The 19,937-nt window shown below is 62.9% G+C and carries 19 protein-coding genes, 1 pseudogene and 1 riboswitch; all 20 genes and pseudogenes read right to left on the bottom strand.

The features are described from left to right. Positions 1-102: 102 nt before the first annotated feature. On the bottom strand, positions 103-546 hold the full coding sequence (locus FO488_RS05485) for an MOSC domain-containing protein (protein ID WP_149209627.1): 444 nt from the start codon (positions 544-546) through the stop codon (positions 103-105). 1 nt (position 547) lies between these two features. Next, positions 548-1,528 (bottom strand): GTP 3',8-cyclase MoaA, encoded by a 981-nt coding sequence (moaA, locus tag FO488_RS05480; RefSeq protein WP_149209626.1) that lies wholly within the window; start codon positions 1,526-1,528, stop codon positions 548-550. A gap of 471 nt (positions 1,529-1,999) precedes the next feature. Continuing rightward, positions 2,000-2,143 (bottom strand): annotated as a pseudogene (locus tag FO488_RS19875) (twin-arginine translocase TatA/TatE family subunit); the annotation flags it as partial. Between the two features lie 25 nt (positions 2,144-2,168). Beyond that, on the bottom strand, positions 2,169-4,532 hold the full coding sequence (locus FO488_RS05470; protein ID WP_149209624.1) for a class I SAM-dependent methyltransferase: 2,364 nt from the start codon (positions 4,530-4,532) through the stop codon (positions 2,169-2,171). Positions 4,533-4,624: 92 nt separating this feature from the next. Beyond that, positions 4,625-5,077, bottom strand: coding sequence for a hypothetical protein (locus FO488_RS05465; RefSeq protein ID WP_149209623.1), 453 nt, complete (start codon positions 5,075-5,077; stop codon positions 4,625-4,627). A gap of 19 nt (positions 5,078-5,096) precedes the next feature. Beyond that, complete coding sequence (locus FO488_RS05460) at positions 5,097-5,579, bottom strand: HIT family protein (RefSeq protein WP_205743362.1); 483 nt, start codon at positions 5,577-5,579, stop codon at positions 5,097-5,099. A 48-nt stretch (positions 5,580-5,627) separates the two neighbouring features. After that, entirely contained in the window at positions 5,628-6,896 is a 1,269-nt protein-coding gene (gene glp, locus FO488_RS05455; protein WP_149209621.1) for a gephyrin-like molybdotransferase Glp, read from the bottom strand. 63 nt (positions 6,897-6,959) lie between these two features. Continuing rightward, a complete protein-coding gene (gene fdhD, locus FO488_RS05450; RefSeq protein WP_149209620.1) occupies positions 6,960-7,790 on the bottom strand; it encodes a formate dehydrogenase accessory sulfurtransferase FdhD in 831 nt (276 codons plus the stop codon). A 72-nt stretch (positions 7,791-7,862) separates the two neighbouring features. Continuing rightward, positions 7,863-8,366, bottom strand: a complete 504-nt coding sequence (locus FO488_RS05445; protein WP_149209619.1) for a peptidylprolyl isomerase — start codon at positions 8,364-8,366, stop codon at positions 7,863-7,865. An 82-nt stretch (positions 8,367-8,448) separates the two neighbouring features. Further along, a complete protein-coding gene (locus tag FO488_RS05440) occupies positions 8,449-9,126 on the bottom strand; it encodes a pentapeptide repeat-containing protein (protein ID WP_149209618.1) in 678 nt (225 codons plus the stop codon). A gap of 29 nt (positions 9,127-9,155) precedes the next feature. Continuing rightward, positions 9,156-10,112: a hypothetical protein gene (locus tag FO488_RS05435; protein ID WP_149209617.1), complete on the bottom strand. Its 957-nt coding sequence runs from the start codon at positions 10,110-10,112 to the stop codon at positions 9,156-9,158. A 164-nt stretch (positions 10,113-10,276) separates the two neighbouring features. Then, complete coding sequence (locus FO488_RS05430) at positions 10,277-12,634, bottom strand: aldehyde ferredoxin oxidoreductase N-terminal domain-containing protein (protein WP_149209616.1); 2,358 nt, start codon at positions 12,632-12,634, stop codon at positions 10,277-10,279. Between the two features lie 45 nt (positions 12,635-12,679). Beyond that, entirely contained in the window at positions 12,680-13,474 is a 795-nt protein-coding gene (locus tag FO488_RS05425; RefSeq protein ID WP_205743361.1) for a 4Fe-4S dicluster domain-containing protein, read from the bottom strand. 158 nt (positions 13,475-13,632) lie between these two features. After that, entirely contained in the window at positions 13,633-14,271 is a 639-nt protein-coding gene (locus FO488_RS05420) for a cytochrome C (RefSeq protein ID WP_149209615.1), read from the bottom strand. 17 nt (positions 14,272-14,288) lie between these two features. After that, a complete protein-coding gene (locus FO488_RS05415) occupies positions 14,289-14,891 on the bottom strand; it encodes a hypothetical protein (protein ID WP_149209614.1) in 603 nt (200 codons plus the stop codon). Continuing rightward, entirely contained in the window at positions 14,819-15,490 is a 672-nt protein-coding gene (locus FO488_RS05410) for a hypothetical protein (protein ID WP_149209613.1), read from the bottom strand. The genes FO488_RS05415 and FO488_RS05410 overlap by 73 nt, the downstream gene beginning before the upstream one ends. Positions 15,491-16,072: 582 nt before the next feature. After that, positions 16,073-16,190, bottom strand: a riboswitch (molybdenum cofactor riboswitch). A 234-nt stretch (positions 16,191-16,424) separates the two neighbouring features. Beyond that, positions 16,425-17,069, bottom strand: a complete 645-nt coding sequence (locus tag FO488_RS05405; RefSeq protein ID WP_149209612.1) for a response regulator transcription factor — start codon at positions 17,067-17,069, stop codon at positions 16,425-16,427. Positions 17,070-17,133: 64 nt separating this feature from the next. Continuing rightward, positions 17,134-17,493, bottom strand: coding sequence for a sensor histidine kinase KdpD (locus FO488_RS19360; protein ID WP_255516556.1), 360 nt, complete (start codon positions 17,491-17,493; stop codon positions 17,134-17,136). A 32-nt stretch (positions 17,494-17,525) separates the two neighbouring features. Then, positions 17,526-18,716, bottom strand: a complete 1,191-nt coding sequence (locus FO488_RS05395; RefSeq protein WP_205743360.1) for a PAS domain-containing protein — start codon at positions 18,714-18,716, stop codon at positions 17,526-17,528. Further along, complete coding sequence (locus FO488_RS19355) at positions 18,707-19,918, bottom strand: cache domain-containing protein (RefSeq protein WP_168205907.1); 1,212 nt, start codon at positions 19,916-19,918, stop codon at positions 18,707-18,709. Before FO488_RS19355 ends, FO488_RS05395 begins: the two co-directional genes overlap by 10 nt. Between the last annotated feature and the right edge of the window lie 19 nt (positions 19,919-19,937).

Raw genomic sequence — 19,937 nt, 5'->3', positions numbered from 1 at the left:
TAACATCCGGTATGTGCCAATAAAGGCAGGTGCACGTGGTATCCCGCATACGCCGGATTCCGGCCGAGCGCACCGCGAGGCGGCGGCCGGCGGCACCCCGGTTCAGACGGCTCGTGGCGGGACGATCCGTATCTCATCCTCCGGGCAGACCAGCCCCGCATCGATAACCTTGGCGAAGATCCCCTCTTTGGGCATGACGCAATCGCCGGCCTGGTAAAAGATGGCACAGCGGTTGTGGCACTCCTTGCCGATCTGGGTCACCTCCAAAAGGGCCGGGCCGACCTTGAGGCGCGTGCCGATGGGCAGCGAAACCAGATCGATACCGGTGGTGGTGATATTTTCGGCAAAATCCCCGGCATCCACCTCCAGCCCCAGCCGGCGCATCTTGTCGATGCTTTCCCTGGCCAAAAGGCTCACTTGGCGATGCCACTCGCCGGCATGGGCATCGCCGACCATGCCGTGGTCTTCGCGCAGTTCCGCCACGGGGACCGGTTTCTTGCGCTCCCCCTTGTTTTTGCTGATGCAGACGGCGAGGATGTGCGCCATTTCAGCCTCCGATCTGGGACATGGTAAAGCGTTCGTGGGAATGCCCCGGCGCCGAAATTCTGTGGCGAACCGGTTTGCGGGAAACGATTTCCGAAAGCGCCCCTGCCAGGCCGGAGCGGTCGGCGGGGCGCAGCCAGGGGACCAGGTCGGCGGCCTCGCCGGCAAAGAGGCATCCCCGGGCCTGGCCGGTGGAAGTGACCCGGATCCGGTTGCAGGCGTTGCAGAAGTGTTCCGATACGGCGGTGATGATGCCGACGGCGCCCCGCGACCCCGGGATGCGGAAGTCCCGCGAGGGCCCGGCGGATGGCCCCTTGTGCACTTCCACCAGGGTGTACCGGGCTCTGATCCGCTCCAGGATTTCGCTGCCGGGAACGCAGTAGCGTTGCCAGCCGTCCTCCCACCCCACCGGCATGTACTCTATGAAACGGATGGTGGTGCCGCGGGTCCTGGCCATTTCCACGAAATCGGGTATTTCGGCATCGTTCACCCCGCGCATGACGACCATGTTGATTTTGGGGGGCGGAAAACCGGCCTGCTCGGCGGCATCGAGCCCGGAAAGCACCTTTTTCAGATCACCGCCACGGGTGATCCCGGCAAAGGTTTTCCCATCGAGGGAGTCGAGGCTGACGTTCAGGCGCTGGACGCCGCTCCGGTAGAGGTCGCCGGCCATATCCTCCAAGGCGAGGCCGTTGGTCGTCAGGACCAGGTGCCGCAGTCCCGGGATCTCGGCCAGACGGTCGAGGAACGGGACGATGCCGGCCCTCACCAGCGGTTCGCCGCCGGTGATGCGGATTTTCTCGATGCCCAGGCCGACGGCGGTCTCCGCGACGAACAGCAGCTCCTCGTAGGAGAGGATCGCGTCGTGCCCTTTTTTGGCGATGCCGGCCTTGGGCATGCAATACACGCAGCGCAGGTTGCAGCGGTCGGTCACCGCCAGGCGCATGTAGTTTATGTTTCTCCCCTGGGAGTCGATCAGGCGCATGGTGCAGCTACCTGGGCGCGCCGTGCGGCGGGCATGCGGGGGAAGGCCTCCATGGCTCGCGCTGCGGGTGCCACTGTCTTCGTCTTCCTATCCTGTTTCATCGCTTGTTCCTTGCGCCTCTCCGGGGAGGCTGCGGCATGGGCCGGCACGCGGCCGGCCATGGGCTGACTGTTTGAGTTGTGGGTGAACGCCCCGCGTCGAGAGGGAGGCGAAACGCCGCGGGGCGTTCATGGCACCGTCGGGGAACAACCTGTCCCAGCGGTGTTTCCGGTACATGGCGGCAGCCCGGCGCGCAAAGCCCCGAACCTCCCCGCCATGCGAATGCACCGTTCAAGCCGCGTGCACCGTCGCCGCACGGCACGAACCATGGAGCGTTCAGGCCTCGTCCTTCCGGGGGGCGGCGAGATCTATTTCCACCGCCGCCTCGTTCCCGTTGCGGACGGGTGCCGCGGCGGGGGCGTCAATCACCCTTTCGTCCGCGCCCTGTGCCGCTTTCTTGAAATTGAGAATGCTTTTCCCCATGGCTCCCGCCACTTCCGGCAGTTTTCCCGCACCGAAAACCACCAGGACTATGGCAAGAAGGATCACCATCTCGGGTACGCCAAATCCGAACATATAAAACCTCCTCACGTGCCGCCTTTCAGCGGTTTTTCTGGACCCAGAACTGGTACAGCCCGGTAAAGACTTCGGGGTGTTCGTGCTCGAACAGATCCCAGAAGTCCAGGCTCGTCCGGGAGTAGTCTTCAGGGAAACGGGACCGGTACTTCCTTACCACCCCGGGCTCAAGGGAAAAGCCGATGAAGGTGAGCCCAAGCTCCATCAGGTTCTCCTTGATCTGCGGGATCGTGTGCCGCGCTTCCTGTACGTGGAACAGGAGGTCGCGGCATTCGCTCGTGGTATAGAAGTCGCCCAGCGACAGAAGGCGCGCCAGGGGGCCGTCCGCTCCCTGCGCCATGATCTCCTGCCGGCAGCGGCGGATGTCCTCCGCCTGAGAACCCTGGTAACCCTGGGCAGCGATATGCCCCCGGGCGGCCACCACGCACTCACGCGCCAGTTCGCTGTACAGCCCGATGCGCATGAAACCGCCGGGGCGCAGCAGCGAAAGCAGGAGCTTCCAGCCGTCAAGGGGGGATTCCAGGCACATCAGGCTCCCCACCGCCTCGATCACGTCGAAGCTCCGCCCGAGATCTCCCAGGTGCATCATGTCCGCCTGGGCGTATTCGATGTTCGTTATGCCCGCTTCCCGGCTCTTCCGCGCCGCATAGGCCAGGCTCGAGAGGCTCAGGTCGATGGCCAGGATCCGCGACCGGGGAAAACGGCGGGCCGTCTGGATCGGGTGCTGCCCCGTGCCGCAGCCGGCAACGAGGATGTACATCTCCCCGTTCTGCTCCTGGTTGTCGAAGGGGGCCAGGGGGAACTCCCGGTGCAGGCAGGCGTCCAGGGAGGACATCTCCGAAGATGCCGGTTCCCGGACCCAGCGCGGATAGGGGTTCTGCTCGTACTGCGCCCGCACCGCCGCGGAGAGGGGTTCTTCTATCGGCGTCAGCCGGGGGATGGCGTCCCGCAGGCGCGCCTCTTCTCCGGGCTCTTCGATCTGCTGCCGGAGCACCTCACGGACCTCGGCAGGCCACTCGCCGCACAAAAGCGTCCCGGCCCGGGGAAGGGTGTGCAGCGGGAAATAGGCGGCAACGGCCATAAGCGCCAGCGGGGCAACCTCCCTTTCCGCCGCCAGCGCCGCCGCCACCTCGTCCCGCAGGCGCCCGGCCCGTTCGTTTTCCTCGGGGGGCAGCGCGAACACGTATTCGGTGATGAAGCAGTGCTGGGCCAGGGCGCTGAAGCAGGCCACAAGGTCCCCCTCCCCGGCTGGCGCCGCTTCGACCGCCGCCAGCATGGCGGAGCGCAGGCAGGCCAGGAGCCGTTCGCACTCCGCCTGCGGGATCGCCGTGGCTTTCAGCAGGCAGAGCAGCAGGGGGTCGCCGGCGAGCGCTGCCCAGGTCTCCGGTTCCACGGCAGCGGCAAAGCGCCCGGGCCACACCTCGAGCGCCCGGGACATGAGGCGTTGCAGCGCCTCGTTCCGCGCCAGCGCCAGGGACAGGCAGGGGCACGCCAGGTCCTTCGGCCGGACCCAGGCTTCGGTGACGGCACGCACGGCCAGGCCGTAGACCAGTTCGAGCTGGCCGGAGCGGTACAGCTCCGGGCCGGCAGCCTTAAGGCAGTCGCAGAACAGCAGACGGCTGGCAGGGCCCTCCTCGATCCTCAGCGCATACAGGGCCATGAGCAGCGCCTGCTCCGTCTCACCTTGCGTGAGCAAGGCGATGCCCAGGTTGCAGGAGGCCTCCGGGTAGTCCGGCCGGATGGCGATGGCATGCTGGTAGTGCACGGCCGCCTCCTCGAAGCTCCCGTTGTCCATGAGGGCGTTGCCCAGGTTGGAGAGGGCCTCCGGGAAGTTCGGCCAGATGGCCAGCGCCTGTTCGTAGCTGACAATGGCCTCGCCCAGCCTGCCCTGACTCTGGAGTGCGTTCCCCAGGTTGGAGAGGGCTTGGGGAAACTCGGGCCGGACGGCGATGGCCCGCTCGTAGGCGGCAACGGCCTCGCCGAGCCGCCCCTGGCCCACCAGGGCATTGCCCAGGTTGTACAGCGCCTCCGGGTACTCAGGTTTCATGGCGAGGGCACGTTCGTAGCTGGCGACGGCTTCTTCGAGCCGCCCCTGGTGGCTGAGGACGATGCCGAGATTGGAATGAAATTCGGCCGTTTCCCCGTTCAGGGAGATCGCTTGGCCGATCATCCCGATGGCGCCGTCCAGGTCGCCCCTTTGGTGGGCGATGATGCCGAGCATGTTGAGGCTGTCGGCATGGCCGGCATCCAGGGACAGGGCCTGGCGATAGAGCCTTTCGGCCTCGTCCAGGCGGCCGGCCCGATGATGTTCGACGGCCCCGCTGAAATGATCGGCCGCGCTCTGTGCGGCAGGGGCGGTTTCTTTCGATGCTGCCTGGTTCTGGGGCATTGTCCCGTCCTTGTGGTTTGTGCAGGCCGTGCCTGCCCGTTCCGTTGCATTTTCTCCGGCGGTCCCGCCGTCGGCCTGTCTCGCCGCGGGCCCTAAAAATCGCCCTGATAACGTCCGGCCATCCTGCGCAAACGGTCGTTGAGCGTCGGGCCCCGCGTCGCGTACCTGATAAACCCTATGATGTCCTTCTCGGGGATCGCCCCGTTGTAAAAGGAGCGCGTCTGACACGAGTGCGCCCTGCACAGCACGGACAGCAGCACGTTCCCATCCTTGGGCTTTGTCTCGTGGGTGTCGCGGTCGCTGTCCACGATCCGTATGGTGCCGCTTATGCTCTCTCCGGAGTAGGTGACTTCATATCCGCCGTCGATAGGGGCGCAGCGGTAGCTATAATCGCTGTTGCGGGTGAGTTCGTTGCACGTGTCGAGTATGTGCACCGATTCCCCGACGGCCTTCTCCAGCCGTGCCAGCCTCAGTTCCCTGGCATTTCGCACCTTGGCGGCAACGATGCCTTTGCAGGCCGCCAGTACGTCGTCTTTCAGTTCCATAAAGCCCCCCGCCGCATCCTCACAACGCCACCGCAAGCAAAGCCGCCCGCTCGCCGGCCTGACTCCCCGTGCCGTTCATCTTTTTCCAATAGGGGGCCTTGACCGGCATGATCCAGCGCACGCCGCCGCGCGGGTCTTCCGTATCCCCCAGATAGCGGGGGATCAGGTGGATATGCAGGTGCATGACGGTCTGGCCGGCCGCCGGGCCGTCGTTGACGCCGATGTTGAAGCCGTCGGGGGGCGAAACCGCCACCGGGCCGCCGGGGGTAGAGAGGGGCTGTGGACGGAGCAGGAGCTGCCGCACTTCGGCCAGCAGGTCGAACAGCGCCCGCTGCTCCTCCGGGGTTGCCTCGAAGAATGAGGAGATATGCCGCCGGGGGACGATCAGGCAATGGCCGGGCGTGATGGGAAAACCGTCCGCTATGGCGATTGCGTGGTCATTGGACAGCACGGCCTCGGACTCATCCACGTTGCAGAAACAGCAGGGGGTTAGTTTGGTCACGATCGGCACTCCTTCAACTCTTCGTTTTGTTCCCGGGCCGGCGGCGTCTCAACGCACGGCAGCAAAAATTCCGCGTGGCCGTGGGGACAGGGCGGCGGCGTGCTCCACGGTTTCCCCCATCTCGAACCTCTGGTCCAGGAGCAGGACCTCCACCGTGTCGCCGGCGGAATACGACGATTCCGGAGCCAGGTGGATCAGGGCGTTTCCCCGGGTCAGGGACGAGAGCCGGCCGGAGCTTTGATTGCCGGTGGTGGACACGACGTAGCCGCTGTTGTGTCGCGCCACAATCCCCCTGACCAGGTGCGGCCGTCCGCAGTCGTTGGCCACCGGTTCCTGCATGACCGCCCGGGCCTTCGGCCGGAAGATTCGTTGGTGCCCCATGGCCTTGAGGAGATACGGCCGGACAAACAGCTCAAAGGAGACCATGGCGGCGGCCGGGTTCCCCGGCAGGGCAAAAACCGGCTTCCCCTCCAGCGTTGCAAAGGCCAAAGGCTTGCCCGGTTTCACGTTGACCTTCCAAAACGTGATGGTTCCCCCCAGCCTTTCGATTGCCGCCTTGACGAAGTCGTGGTCGCCTACCGAGGCGCCGCCGGTCGTGAGCACCATGTCGGCGGCACGCAGGCCGGCCCTGATCTTCGCGCAGGTCTCCCCCGGGAGATCGGGGGCGATGCCGAGCATGGTCGCCTCCCCGCCCGCCTCGCCCACCAGCGCGGCGAGGGTGTAGCTGTTGCTGTTGACGACCCTTCCCGGAAGCGGGGTGGCGCCCGGCTCCATGAGTTCGTCGCCCGTGGCGAGAATGGCGACCCGCGCTTTCCGGTACACCGTCACCACGGTGGTTCCCATGGCCGCCAGCATGCCCAGTTCCTGGGGTCTAAGGCAGGAACCGGCGGAGATGACCACGTCGCCGCAGCGGATGTCCTCCCCCCGCCTGCGCACATGGGCGCCTTTTTTGATCCCGGGGGACAGACTGATCAGGTCGCCGTGCACGGCCGCATCCTCGAACGGCACGACCGTGTCGCAGCCCGGTGGGATCGGGGCGCCGGTCATGATCCTGATCGCCTCCCCCGGGGGGAGCGGGATGGCACGGCTCCCTCCGGCCGGCAGAAAACCGGTAACCTGCAACGGCCGGCCGGAAAACCGGGCCGAGGAGAAGGCATATCCGTCCATGGCCGAATTGTCCGTCAACGGGATGTCCCACGGCGCAATGTGGTCCGCCGGCGTCACCCGGTTCAGCCCCTGGAGCAGGGGGACCTCCTCCAGCCCCAGCGGGGCGGCGCCGCTCAATATGGACGTTTGTGCTTCCTCGATGCTGATCACACCAGAACTCCTCTTTGACAGTCGAAACCGGGACGAACGACACGGACCGGCGTGGCGGGGGGCTTACCCGTAGGCATAAGCGGCGGGCGCCTCTCCGGCGGCCCCGGCAAAGGCGATCCGCTCGGGGTGCGCATACACCGTAAAACCGGTCTCGCGCGCAAAACAGGTCAGGGTGATGCCCAGCCTGTTCGCCATCGTCACCGCCACATCGGTCGGCGCGCTGACCGACACCATGACGGATATGCCGCTGCGGGCCGCTTTCACCACCAGTTCCAGGCTCACCCGGCCCGAAAGGAAAACCCCCATGTCCGCGGTCGGCTTGCCCCGCAGGAGCGCCGCACCGATCACCTTGTCCATGGCGTTGTGGCGCCCCACGTCCTCCCGGACCACGAATATGTCGCCGGCCGCGTCGAACAGCGCAGCCGCGTGTGTGGCGCCGGCGGCCTTGAACAGGGACTGGGCCGGCATGACCCGCTTGGGAATATCGTAGATGACCGAATAGGGAACCCTGAGGCCATGCCCCGCCTGGCCGAGCGTTTCCAGCAGCGCATCCATGTCCGCCCTGCCGCACAGCCCGCATGACGAATTCACCACCAGGTTCCGGCTTGCCGGAGCGGCGGAGGCGTTCGACGTCTGCACCGCGATGGCGTGGGGCGTTTCCGGGCATTGCCTGAGCATCAGGATTTCATGCACGTCGTCGATGATGCCTTCCGTCAGAAGGAAACCGGCGGCCAACTCCCGGTCATGGCCGGGCGTCCGCATGATGGTGTAGTCCGTTGCTGCGTTCACGCCGATTACAAGCGCGCTCTCCACGGCAACCGAGCGCTCCGAGTTTGCCCTGGCGTTGCAGCGGTGATCGTAGACTGTAACGGTGCATTGAGTCGTATTGTCCATGATGGCCACCTCGTTGGAATATCCGGCCCGTTCCGGATGATGCCCGGGGTCTGCGGCACTTGGCCCGCCCCGTCAGACGATCTCCACCAGTTTGATGTCGTAGGTAAGGTCCTTGCCGGCCCAGGGGTGGTTGGCGTCCAGGGTGTACGTGCTTTCAGTGATCTTGGTCAGGATGGCCGGTATGTAGGTTCCGTCCGGCAGGCAAATTTCCAGCCGCTCACCCTTTCTCGGGTCAAAGGGAGGTATGGTTTTGTTGTTGGGGTAGCGCCAATCCTCGCACATCTCCTCTTCCGGGGCCAACTCGCTGCGCGGCATCTCGAATACCTTCTCCTCGGAATGCTCGCCATAGGCGTCTTCGCACGGGATCCTGACCGTCACCCGTTCTCCCGGCTCCATGCCGATGAGCGCCTCGTGGAACTTGGGCGGCAGGTCGTCCTCCCCCTCCCGGCCGATGACGAGTTCCATGGGCGCGCAGATGACATGCCCGAACTCCCCCGTGTAATCGAAGATGAGACCGTCATCCAGCGTTCCCTTGTAGTGCACCCGAACCTTGTCGCCCACTTTTGCCTTTGCCATCGTTTTTTCCTTTCGCAGCGATTTTTCGCCGTGGTTCTTCGTGTCAACTCGGAGTGGCACCGCCAACCTCCCCTCTTCCGCCTTATCGGCACACCTCGATGGAGCCCTCGGCGCACACCCTGCCGTCTATCCAGATCGTGCCGTTCAACAGTGTGGAATCGAGCACCGCCCCGGTCAGATTGGCGTAGGAGAGGTACTTCGTACCGGCGGAGAGGTCGGCTCCGGATAGGTCGGCCCCACTCAGGATCGCTCCGCTGAGATCGACCCAGGTCGTCAGATCGGCCCCGGTCAGATCGGCTTGGGTCAGATTCGCCCCGGCCAGGTTCCCGTGTTCCAGAAACGCCCCGGAGAGATTGGCGCCGGTCAGGTTCGCTCCGGTCAGGTCCACCCCGCCCAGGTAGGCGCCGGCCAGATTCGCCCCGGACAGGTTGGCCCCCGCCAGCTCAGCCCCAGTCAGATCAGCATCTACCAGGTCATGGAGCGGGAGGTCCGCCCCGCGGAGGGCGCAGCCGGGGCATGAACCGGTCGCCAGGAGCCGGGCCAGGTCGTCCGGGTTCAGGACTTCCGCGGCGGTGGTATCGTCCGGCGCCGTTGCCGGAGACGCGGGCGCAGCAGGCGCCTCCGGGGTCGTTGTTGTGGCTGGTGTGGCTTCCGTCGAGGACGCCCCCTGGCCCCCGGTTCCGCAAGCGACAGTCAGCAGGAGGCAGAACGTCAGGGCAACCACCGGTACACCACGAAATAGGCCGAAGCGTATCGTCATACCTGTTCTCCCCCGATATCGCCCGGGCCTCAGGGATTGTTGTCCCGCCCCACCTCATCCCAATCCATGATGGCCCATGCCCGCTCCTCGTCGAGGTAACGGTCGCAATAGAGATGAACGCCCCCCGTGGCCGGATGGGCCATTCTTTTGATATCCGAGTACGCCGGGCTCTGCAGCGTAGCGGCAAGGGCGTTCTCCAGGTCACCGTAGGGGATGCCGTACAGGCTGTGGTTGAGAAAGGTGCAGGTATTGGTCGTTCTCTGGTAGACCCGGGATTCCTCCCGCACCGCTTCTGCAATGGTTGCGCAGTTGTCTCCGGCCATGGAGAGCAGCAACGTGGCGGCATAATTGTCCGCCAGATGGCGGTTCGAGTGGTAAAACACCTCACCGTTGGCCGCCGTGACCGTCTTGATGTCGGCATAGCGCGGCTCCGTCGGAAGACCTTGCAGAATGATGTCGATGACCGCGGGGTCCGTATCGGGCGCCATGGCGTGGATGTCGCCGGCAGGCGTAAGCCTGGCATGGTTGCACGAGTCGTTTCTGATGGCGCCCGCCAGCATGTATTTTGCTTCTTCCACCACGCTTTTGGCGGCGGCCGCGTCCGCTTCCACGTGGGTGTCAGAGTAAACGAACACCAGCCCCGTGGCGGTCGTTATGGCCTTGATGTCCTGGTAGCGTTCATCGGTGGCCATCTCGGCCAGAACGGCGCCAAGTTCTATTCTGCCGTAGCGCAAGTAATCGTCGAGGGCGACGATGTCCTCGTCCAGGGTCAGGGCGGCGTGCTGTGAATGAGCCCGCACCATCTCAGCAATCCTGGTTTTGATCTCCTCGGTTTTCTCCCGCAACTCCGCGGCAAGGGCCGCATCGTTCAGGAACTCCACATTCATTTTCCCGGTTTCATCCCCCCCGCATGCCACGGCCCGCTCCTCCGCCTCGGTGGCGCGGTCGCTCTCAGTCGGCTCGGCTGTCGCTTCTTCTTCCTGCATGGTTCTATCCTCCAAACGGTTGATGTGCGGTATGCGCCGCCCCCGCGCCCGGCACGGCACCGGACGGGGAAAAGCGCTGCGGATGAACAGGAAACATGGCAACGCGCGGCAGTGCCGCGTTGCAGCGGGGAAGCCCCAAGCCCGCCGGGGCTTCCCCGTTTTTGCTACGCCACGATCAGCTTTGCCACGGCCGCGTCGTCCTTGATGTAGTCGAGGCCAAGGCTCGTCAGGGTCGCCGAGGTCGGCATGCCGGTGGTCTTGTCCCAGCCGAACATGTCGTAGATGTAATCCCGGGCCACGTTCATGTCAGCCTCGGTCATCAGCTGCGTGGTTCCGGTGAACGCCACGTTCGACGCCGGGTAGCAGTCGGTGTTACCCGTTGCCACGTTCACGGGCGAGTTGGCGGTTTCGAAGTGCCAAGGGGCCATGACGTCGTGATCGGTACGCATGTTGACCGCCTTGGTGGCGTCGGCCTGCTTGACGTAGTAGTCCATGTAGCGGGCCGTGAGACACCTGAAGAGGGTGAAGATCCTCAGGCCGATCTTCTGCAGTTGCGGCCACGTCATGGCCTCGCCGGTCACGGCGGTGTACGACTGGGCGGAAACCGTGGCGTCGCCGCGGTAGCTCCTGCTCTTGAGCGGCGACATCCAGAGGGGGAAGGTCCAGTCGCACTCGATCAGGGAGTTCTTGAGCTCCACGTCCACCAGGCACGCCGCCGCGAAGGCGGCCTTCCCCTTGGTCGCGGCAGAATAGCCGGAGGTATTCGCCGAGTTCACGATACCCACGTCGCTTCCGGCCGGGTCGTTGAAGATGCTCACCGACGTGGACGAGGAAAAGAGCTCCTTCATGATCGTCTCCCGCAGGGCGGCCGGCGGTCCCACGGTCTGGTTCTGGTGGGAGTGGTTCATGGGGTCACGGTTGTAAAACAGGTTGATCAGGCACCCTACCTGCCCCATGCTCTCCACGCCGTGATGCTTCTCCATGCCGAACTTGAAGTGGGTCAGGGACTTGCCGTGTTCCGAGATGAAGTCGATCTCGGGCCACTGCTCCCCCCAGCGATACGTGCCGTTGCACACCACGTTGGTGAAGGTGGGGACCTTGTTGTTCTTGGCGATGAAGAGGGCCGCCAGGTCCTGGATCGCCGTCGGGTCGCCGGCATCGCTCTTGGCCCAGGGGGTACCCGCGGTGTAGGGCTTGGCACCGGTGGAGTTGCCGCTCAGGATGGTCAGCTCCGCGGCCGGGAGACGGTTCTGGAAGGGAGTTTTCCCCACATATGATGCGGGGAGCCCCAGGTAGGTGCACTCGGCCGCGGTCATCACGTGGGTCTTGGCCCAGGTGTAGGTGCTGGTGTAGGCGCCGTAGTCGGTCCAGAACCCGATATCGTGGGAAACGTAGGTGCTCATGTTGTCGCAGCGCAGGGCATTGTTCGCATCGCTGGAGAGCGTCCTCGTCATCAGGTCGGACATGGCCCGGTACCCGGTGCAGGTGTTCTCGTTGTAGCGGAACGCCCCGTACTGCTCCAGCTCGGGGAAGTCCGTGGAGATGTGGCAGCGGATCGGGCAGTGATGGCAGCCGTTCATCTTGACCGTGTGGTTCGCCCCCACGGTCCCGTAGTCCTTGTATCCCTTGTGGCAGCGCCGGCCCAATTTGTTTTTGGGGCTGGGGCAGTCGGACGTGGTGGACTCGAAGTCCGTGCAGTAGCCGGTCTCCACCGGCGGCTGGGCTGCGCCCCAGAAGATGCCCGGGGCGGACGTCCAGCGGGAGCCGGAGTCGTAGTATTCCGCCCATGGCTGTTGCGTGCTCGGTACCACGTGGTTGTTGTTGGAGCCGAGCAGGCTCAGGATGTAGTTGTTGAGAGCCTTCCACGATTTCTTGTCGGTGGCGATCTTCACCGATCCGGTGCCCTTGATGCCGATGGCCTTGAGGTTCTTGGAGCCCATGACGGCCCCCAGCCCTCCGCCGGCGGAGTGGGACTTGTCGCACAGGATGTTGGAGAGGCGGAACTGATTCTCCCCAATCTGGCCGATTGCCGCCACATGCGCGTCGGAGCCCATCTTGAGGGCGACCTGCTCGTAGGCGTAGTAGATGCCGTTGCCCCACATGGCGGTTGCGTCCTCGAGGGATACCTTGTCGTTCTCGATCCGGAGCCATACCGGCGTGGTCGCCTTGCCGTGGATGATGATGGCATCATAGCCGGCATACTTGATCTCCGGCCCGAAGTGTCCTCCCATGTGCCCGGCACCCGGCAGGTCGTTCATGGCGTAGGGCAAGAGGGAGATGATGCTGCAGCGTCCGGTCAGCGGCCCGCCGCTGCCGCTCAGCGGCCCCTGGGCGAAGACGAGCCGGTTTTCGGGGGAGAAAGCTGTCGTGCCCGCGGGCACCTCGTTCCACAGCACCTTGTTCCCCAGGCCCACGCCGCCGATGACGTCCTTGTATTTTGCCAGGGTGTCTTCCGTGGAGATGCTGCCCGTGGTCAGATTCACCCGTAAGGTCTTGCCAGTCCATCCACCATATTCAGCCATTTCCTACCTCCTTATGATGATAGTTGTGTCTTCGTGTTATGGGCATCAGTGGCACTGCACGCAGGTGCCGGCGACATCCGCGGCCAGTTGGATGGATGCGGGCACGGTCTGGCGCGTCGGTACGGTCTTGGTCATATCGGCCCACGCCGTGTAGGTCAGGGCGCCGGTGGGGCACGTCTGGACGCATTCCGGGTTGCCGTTGCACAGGGTGCATTTGTGCGACTTGGAATTCAGGGCGTTCACCGCGCCGCTCAGGGCCGGCATCGCCCAGGGACAGGCCGCGACGCAGATGCCGCACCCCACGCATTTATCCACGTTCACGACCCTGGCGTTGACCGGGTCGATGACCTCGATAGCCCCCTGGGGACACGCCAACTGGCATGGCACCGGGTGCGGGCATTGGTGGCATACGTCCTGGACGGTGCGGTAGTTGCCGTAGTTGCCCTCCCCCTCGTAGGCATTCGACGTCACACCATCCACACCCCAGTACATATTCCGGCTGACCTTGACGTTGGCGATGGTAGGCTGCTGCAGGGTCGATGTGGCATCGCCGTTGTTGTACCCGACGCACGCCGCTTCGCAGCGGCGGCAGGTCACGCAGAGGGTCGGGTCGGCAACGACCATCCCCAGGGCGTTGGCCACGTAGACCTGGCGCGGCGCCGAGGGCGAACCGTGGCTGCCGCAGCCGAAGATGCAGAGCGAGGCGACGCCCATGCCGACTGCGCTCGTACCTATGAGAAATTGCCGCCGGGAAATGTGTTTGCGGATAAGTTCGGTTACCTCTTCCGTTGAGGCGTTCTGCGACATTTCTCCAGCAACTGTTTTGAATATCTCGATCATGTGCCGTCTCCTTTCGACTTCCTGGTTGTACTTAATATCTGTTCATTCCATCGTGAGATCAGGTGGCCAGGCATCGGACGCGGAACGTCCGCTTCCGCCCCTCATGGCCCGATACATAAACGGTTGGACGTTGTCCGCACCGTTGCCTGCGGCGGCGCCTATTTGAACACCTTGCCGCCCGGGGCCTTCAGGTTGTGGCATTGCGAACAGACGACCGCATCGGGATGACACCCCTGGCAGGATTGCAACTCCCGCCGCGCTTCCGCGGCGTGTACGGCGATCTCCGCCGCCGACGAATTCCTGTTCAGGAAATATTTCTGGGTGTTGCCCGCTGCCCAGTGCGACTTGACGCTCATGCTCCCCTTGTTCTTCACCTTGCCATGGCAGTCCGAACAGAAGCTCGAATCGTGGCAGCGGTAGCACGTCTGGGGGGATTTGGCCTGCAGGGCATGGGTGGCGACAAAGTCGGGGCCGTGGGTGGAGGGCATGGCCTCGCCCGTGCGCGACAGGCTTTTCTGCTTGTAGGCCTCGATGTTGCCGCCGCTGTGACAGTCGAGACAGAACGACTGCTGGTGGCAGTCGATGCAGTTGGTGTCGGCCCGTTCCGCCAGCATCCGGTGCTCCCGGTACCCGCCATGGTTGGTCACGTCGCCCGCACCGCTATGGCAGTCCTGGCATTCGTTCAATTTGCTGTTTTTGTACTCCTTGTGGTCGGTCCTGGCGGATGCGAAGCAGGCGACCAGGAGGAGAAAGGTGGTACTGAGCAGCGTTGTCCTAACAAATCCGGTGTGTCGCATGGTCTTCCTCCACGAAGCTAATAGTTGACGTTAAAGGCGACAAATCCCTGATAGCTGTCGCCGCTCGTATAATTGACATCGTATTCGGCCCTCGTGGTTATGCCGACCATCTTGTTGTAGCGGTACGTCACGCCGGCCCAGTATTTTTTCGCCGTGCTGCTGCGGGAGTCGGCCCGGGAAAAATCGTCGTAATCGATCCCGCCCTGAATCGCCGCCTTGTCCATATCGTACCCGCCATTGATCCTCAGGCCGCTGAGCTGGCCGGTATAGCCGTTCCTCTTTTCGTAACTGACACTGAGGTTGAGATTCTTCAGGGGGCGAGTTGTGAGGCCGATGTCGTAAACATCGGCCTCGGCGCCTTCTCCGTAGCGTTCCTTGGCGTAGGAGGCGTTGAGCCGGTAGTCATACGTAAACTGGTATTCGGCGGCGGCGCTGATCTCCCGGTACCGGTCAACGGCAAAGATGGTGTATATGGAGTCCCGGTCGAAGGTGGGACGGCTTTCGTCATACTCGACCCTCAGGCTCAGCTTTCTAAGCGGCACCACCTTTACGCCCAGCAGCAGTTCGTTGATCTGCTCGGCGATGGTGTCGTACTTCCCCTGCCCATAGATGTTGAGCATGTCCACGGGCGTCGTCGAGAATTTGAGGCCGACGCTCTCCCTGGCCAACTGGGAGTGCCGGTACTTGTTGCCGTAGCCGACCTCGATGTGGGTGCTCTTTGCCGTATCGAGGTAGATGCTCCCCCCATGATGGCATTGCCGCCGCCGACCTCCTGCTTGTCCTGAAAGATCGCTTCCCGGCCGCCAAAGGCGGTGACCCCGAAGGGGCCCAGGTTTTTCAGGTTGACGGAGAGCCCATCCATGGTTCCCGATACCGCAGCGGAGTTGACGAAACTCCTGCCGGCCCGCAGGTCCAGATGGTCCTTGACGGCATCGCGGTAGTCCAGATACAGGTAATACAACCTCCCCTGCAGGTCCTCACTGCTGGTTACCTGTTTCGTGACCCTGCCGTAGCCGGAAAAGCTGATCTTCCCATCCTTGTCCAGCTTGGTTCCGTTGAGCCGCATGTATTCCGCAACGTCGTTTTGGGTTTTGTCTGCCACAAAATCCCGATACCACAGGTACTGGGTCGAACTTGTTATATTCATCTCCACTGCATGCGAGAGTACCGGCACGCAGATAAGAGTCGGCAGGATTGCTGCAAGACTTATAAGCCTCATTACCGCGCCTCCTTTATCTTTGAATTTTTCCAGAGACAGCACTGACCGGCTGGTTTTGGTACGACATCCGTCTTTTCCCGTGGCCGGCCCTGGCAACGCGCGCACAAAAGCCCCAGGCCGATTTATCGGTGTCGTACCGCCGTGAGTACCTGCGCGCCGGGATTGCAGGCGGCAGCTCGTCGGACAACCCCATCCGTTTTCATCTGCGGCACTACGCAGGAGACGCGCGGCTGGGTAATAATCTGTTGGGATGGCATGCCGTTACTCCGCAGGGCTGCGGGTGGATATATCGTGCAACAAGCCGGTCCGGCTCCGAAATAACGGTTGGTATCGCGATGAAAGCTGAGACTGAGGATGGACTCGAAGCGGTACATACGGCTATCCGCTTTATATTTGCAGATTGTACGGCAACTATAGGCGTATAGTTGATCAGTTGTGCAAAAGGCGTTTTTTTGACACGACAGTTATTATGTAAATCTCCATAGTACGAATGGCAATTGAAAAGCCATATAATGTGCCATATGAAACAGCACAGTACTACATTTATCTGTATACGTATCAACATCGGAGTGCTCCTCAACTGTTATTGAAGAAGCCACTCCTTTTCTATAGGAAGGTACTGCCGTTTCCGGCATTACCCATTGGCCTTACACCATGAGTTTTAGCTTGTAGGTGTATCGGCTCGGAGAGCTGGTAGCAAAAATTTAAATTATGTATTCATTATATTCATGCTGTGTGCGTTTATGTTGTGTATAAACTTATAGGTAATTTTGTTACGTGTCTATTGGGGGAAACCCCTAGAAATGCCATTTTTTTTCATAGTCGGAAAAAAATGTAACAGTGAGGAAGGAAAGCGGCCTGCTCCTTTTTCAGGGGGGCCGGCGAGAGGAAGGGCGGCAATATACCGTATTTTACTGAAGATGTTACAAAACCATCAGCGCATCTGGCCGGAAAATTCTCCCGCGAACTGCGTCACTATGAGCGCCCAGCGCGCCAGGCTGGCGGCATTAGCGGCATCGAGCTTGAACATGAGATTCGCCCTGTGGGCCTCGACGGTTTTCAGGCTGATGCCCAACTGCTCGGCGATGTCCCGGGAGGTATCGCCGCGCCCCACCATTACCAGGATCTCCCGTTCACGTTTGGTGACCTTGTGGCGCAGGGTGGACAATTCCTTCTCGAAAGGGGCGATGCCGCCCTGCTGGAGGATCATTTTATGCCGGCGAAGCCTTGAGGTGACCGCTTCGAGCAACTCGCTCGCGGAAAACGGCTTGGGCAGATAGTCGTCGGCCCCCTTGGCCATGCCGAACCGGATTTCCCCGCGCGCCCCCATGGCGGTAACGAAGATGAAAGGGATCTCGGCATAGGCGTGTTCGCTTTTCAGGGCTTCCAGTACCTGGTGGCCATCAAGGTCCGGCATCAGAATGTCGCAGAGGACCAGATCCGGGCGCTTTTCGTGGAGCAGGTCAAGGCCCGATTGGCCATCGACGGCGGTTCGGACGTCAAAACCCTCCATCTGGAGGATCAATTCCATCATGTTGCGGTACGAAGGATCATCTTCGATTATCAGGATCGAGTCCATGGCTGCACTCCTGTTTTCTCGGTTTCCCCGGGCACGCCGCCCAAGGCGCTTCCCCGCCTCCCGTTCACGTCGCGAGGGCGGCTTCCCCTGCCGGCTCGGGGTCGGCGCCGGGCAGTTCGACCCGCATGACGGTGCCTTCGCCCACCCTGCTGGCCACGGTGATTGTTCCGCCTGTCAGCGACAATGCTTCCTGGACGATGGAGAGGCCCAGGCCCAGGCCGCGGCGGTCCTCCACGTTGCTGCTGCGGTAGAAGGCTTCAAAGATCAGCTCCTGGTCCTCTTCCCGGATGCCGATGCCGGTGTCGCTCACCTTCACCAGCACCCGACCGTCCTCCCGCCACACATGCAACGACACGGTCCCCTCGGACGGCGTATAGCGGAAGGCATTGTTCAGCAGGTTCTCGAGAATCTGCCGGAAACGGATCTCGTCCAGGCGGGCGCAGCCGCAGTCCGCCGCTATGGAAACGGTAAAGGTCTGCCCGCCCCCCAGTTTATCTCCGCCTCCGCGGCGATGGTGCGGCAGAGCCCGCCGATGTCCGCCAGCGGCCTCTCCACCGGCGTCTCCGTTCCCAGGTGATTGAAAGCCACCACCGATTCCAGCAGTTTGGACAACTGCCGGGCGGCCCTGCGGATATGGCCGTTCTGTTCGCTGCGCTTTTCCGGGGTCAAACGGTCCCAGTAGCGGTCGAGAATATCGGTGCAGCCGGTAAGCAGGCCCAGGGGGGTGCGGAATTCGTGGGCGATAACGCGGAGCAGCCGTTTCATCGTGTTGTTGGCACCGATGGCATTGTCCAGGGCGCACCGCGCAAGCTCTTCCATCCGTTTGCGATTGCTGATATCCCGCACCGTCGTGATGGCTCCGATGATCACGCCTTTGGAGTTGCACAGGGGGGCGCTCAGTTCCGAAACCCACTTGGTTTTTCCGCTCACTGCGTCGCGGAACTGAATATCCATGGACGTTGGGGGCCCCCCTGCCGCCACGCTTTCCAGGCGCGCAATGGTGCCGGTCTCGATCAGGTGGGGGAATATCTCGGCCGGATGCCGCCCCAGCACCCGATCGGCCGTAATGCCGCTCAGTGTCTCCATGAAGGGATTCCACGCCAGGTAGTGCAGTTCCAGGTCATGGACGGCAATCCCCTCCTGGGCGCTCTGGATTACCTGTTCGCTGAACTGGATCGCTTCCCGCAGCTCCTGTGTCCTTTCGGCCACTCGCTGTTCCAGGGATTCGTTCAGGTGTTCCATCTCCTTGATATCCCGGTGAATGGCAGCGGCCATCACCTGAAAATTGGCGATCAGCCCCGACATCTCCCGGGACATGGAGTGCGGCCAGACGACCTCCTCCCCGGACGAGCACCGTTCCGGGAGCTGTCGGGTCACGTCCACAAGTTGCCGAACGGACAACGAGTATCGGGCGGCATGCACCCGTGACAGGCCGATGACCGTAACGATCAAGGCGATGATGACCTCGAACAGCACCATGGTTTGCTGGCTGATCTCCTCCACCAGGGGCCTGATCGGCGCCTCGACCACCACCTTCCAGCCGTTTCCCGCGGCTATGGTCTTTTCCTTGAAATAGACCGACGCATACCAGCGGTTGCTAACGGGAACCCCCGGCCGCTGCTCGGGCTCCCAGTGGCTCACCCCCATGCCGACCGGGATGACCGTCCCTCCCTGCGGGGGGTATAGGGGGTCAGCGGCTTCAGGGAAGTCTTGGTGCCGACGACCACATTGCCCCGCTGATCGACCACGGTGATGGCCATGGCGCTGGTACCGGCGATCTCCTGCAGCACTTCCTGCAGCGACGCCAAGTTCAGCACCCCGGAGGCCGCTCCCCCGTAGGCGCCCCGGACAAACACGGGAGCGATGATCCGGAGCTTGGGCCCCTTGACGCCGATGGCCTCCCCCCTGAACAGGTCGAACAACAGGGGGTGCGACAGCGGATTCCGGCTGGCGCTGTAGGAACGGAGGATGGCGTTGTAGGAGCGCGTGGACAGATCGATACCGATGGTCGAGACGCCGTACTCGTCCAACCGCGGGGCGCATGCCCGGGTAACGGAAGATTTGTTGACGATGACCATTCTCTTGAAATCCGGGTGGGCGGCGTGCATGGTTTCCACGATACGCTGCAGTTCCGGTTGTTCCATGTGCGCCACGGAACCGGCGAGATCGGCCAGCGCCTGTACCGCATAACGCCTGTCGGCGAGCCAGAGCGCGACATCCTGTTCGGCGATGTCGCAGATTTGCGCCGTGTCGGCGCAATAGTCCCGCAGACGCCGGTGGAACGAGTCGTTGATGCCGAAATAGAAATACCCCATGACCGGCACGAGGATGAAGATCGCCAGGGAGGTGAAGAGCGTCTGAAACATCGTCGGCAGGTCGCGCGTGCCGCGGTTCTCGCAGGCGAAGGCAATGTAGAGCCCCGTTGCCACGAGCGTATTGAAGATGCCGTTGATCCCCTGCTTGAGGGTTATCAGCAGGACGGTCCGGAGGGAAGCGCCGATGAAGTATTCATTGAAGAGGTACCCCAGCAGCAGGCCGCCGCTGATCCAGTAGAAAAAATCGCCGGCCAGGAGGCTCCAGCGGCTCCGTTTGGCGACGAGGCCGGCGAAGAACGCCTCGGCGGTCCACGTGACGATTGCCCAGGGGTGATGCCAGTGATACCACGTACAGGCCGACGCCACCAGGGCGGCGATTGTTCCCGTTGCCAGGCCGAAGCGCATGATGGCAAACATGGAAACGATCGAGCCGAACAGGAGGTGGACATCGAAAAACAGCTCGAACTTGAACCAGTTGACGGCGAACCCCGCAAGGCCCAATGCGATCCCGGTTACGACACTATTCCGATTCATGCAGCTTCCCTGTCGGCCA

Source organism: Geobacter sp. FeAm09, assembly GCF_008330225.1.
Classification (GTDB): domain Bacteria; phylum Desulfobacterota; class Desulfuromonadia; order Geobacterales; family Pseudopelobacteraceae; genus Oryzomonas.
This window is presented reverse-complemented; position numbering and strand designations above follow the sequence as displayed.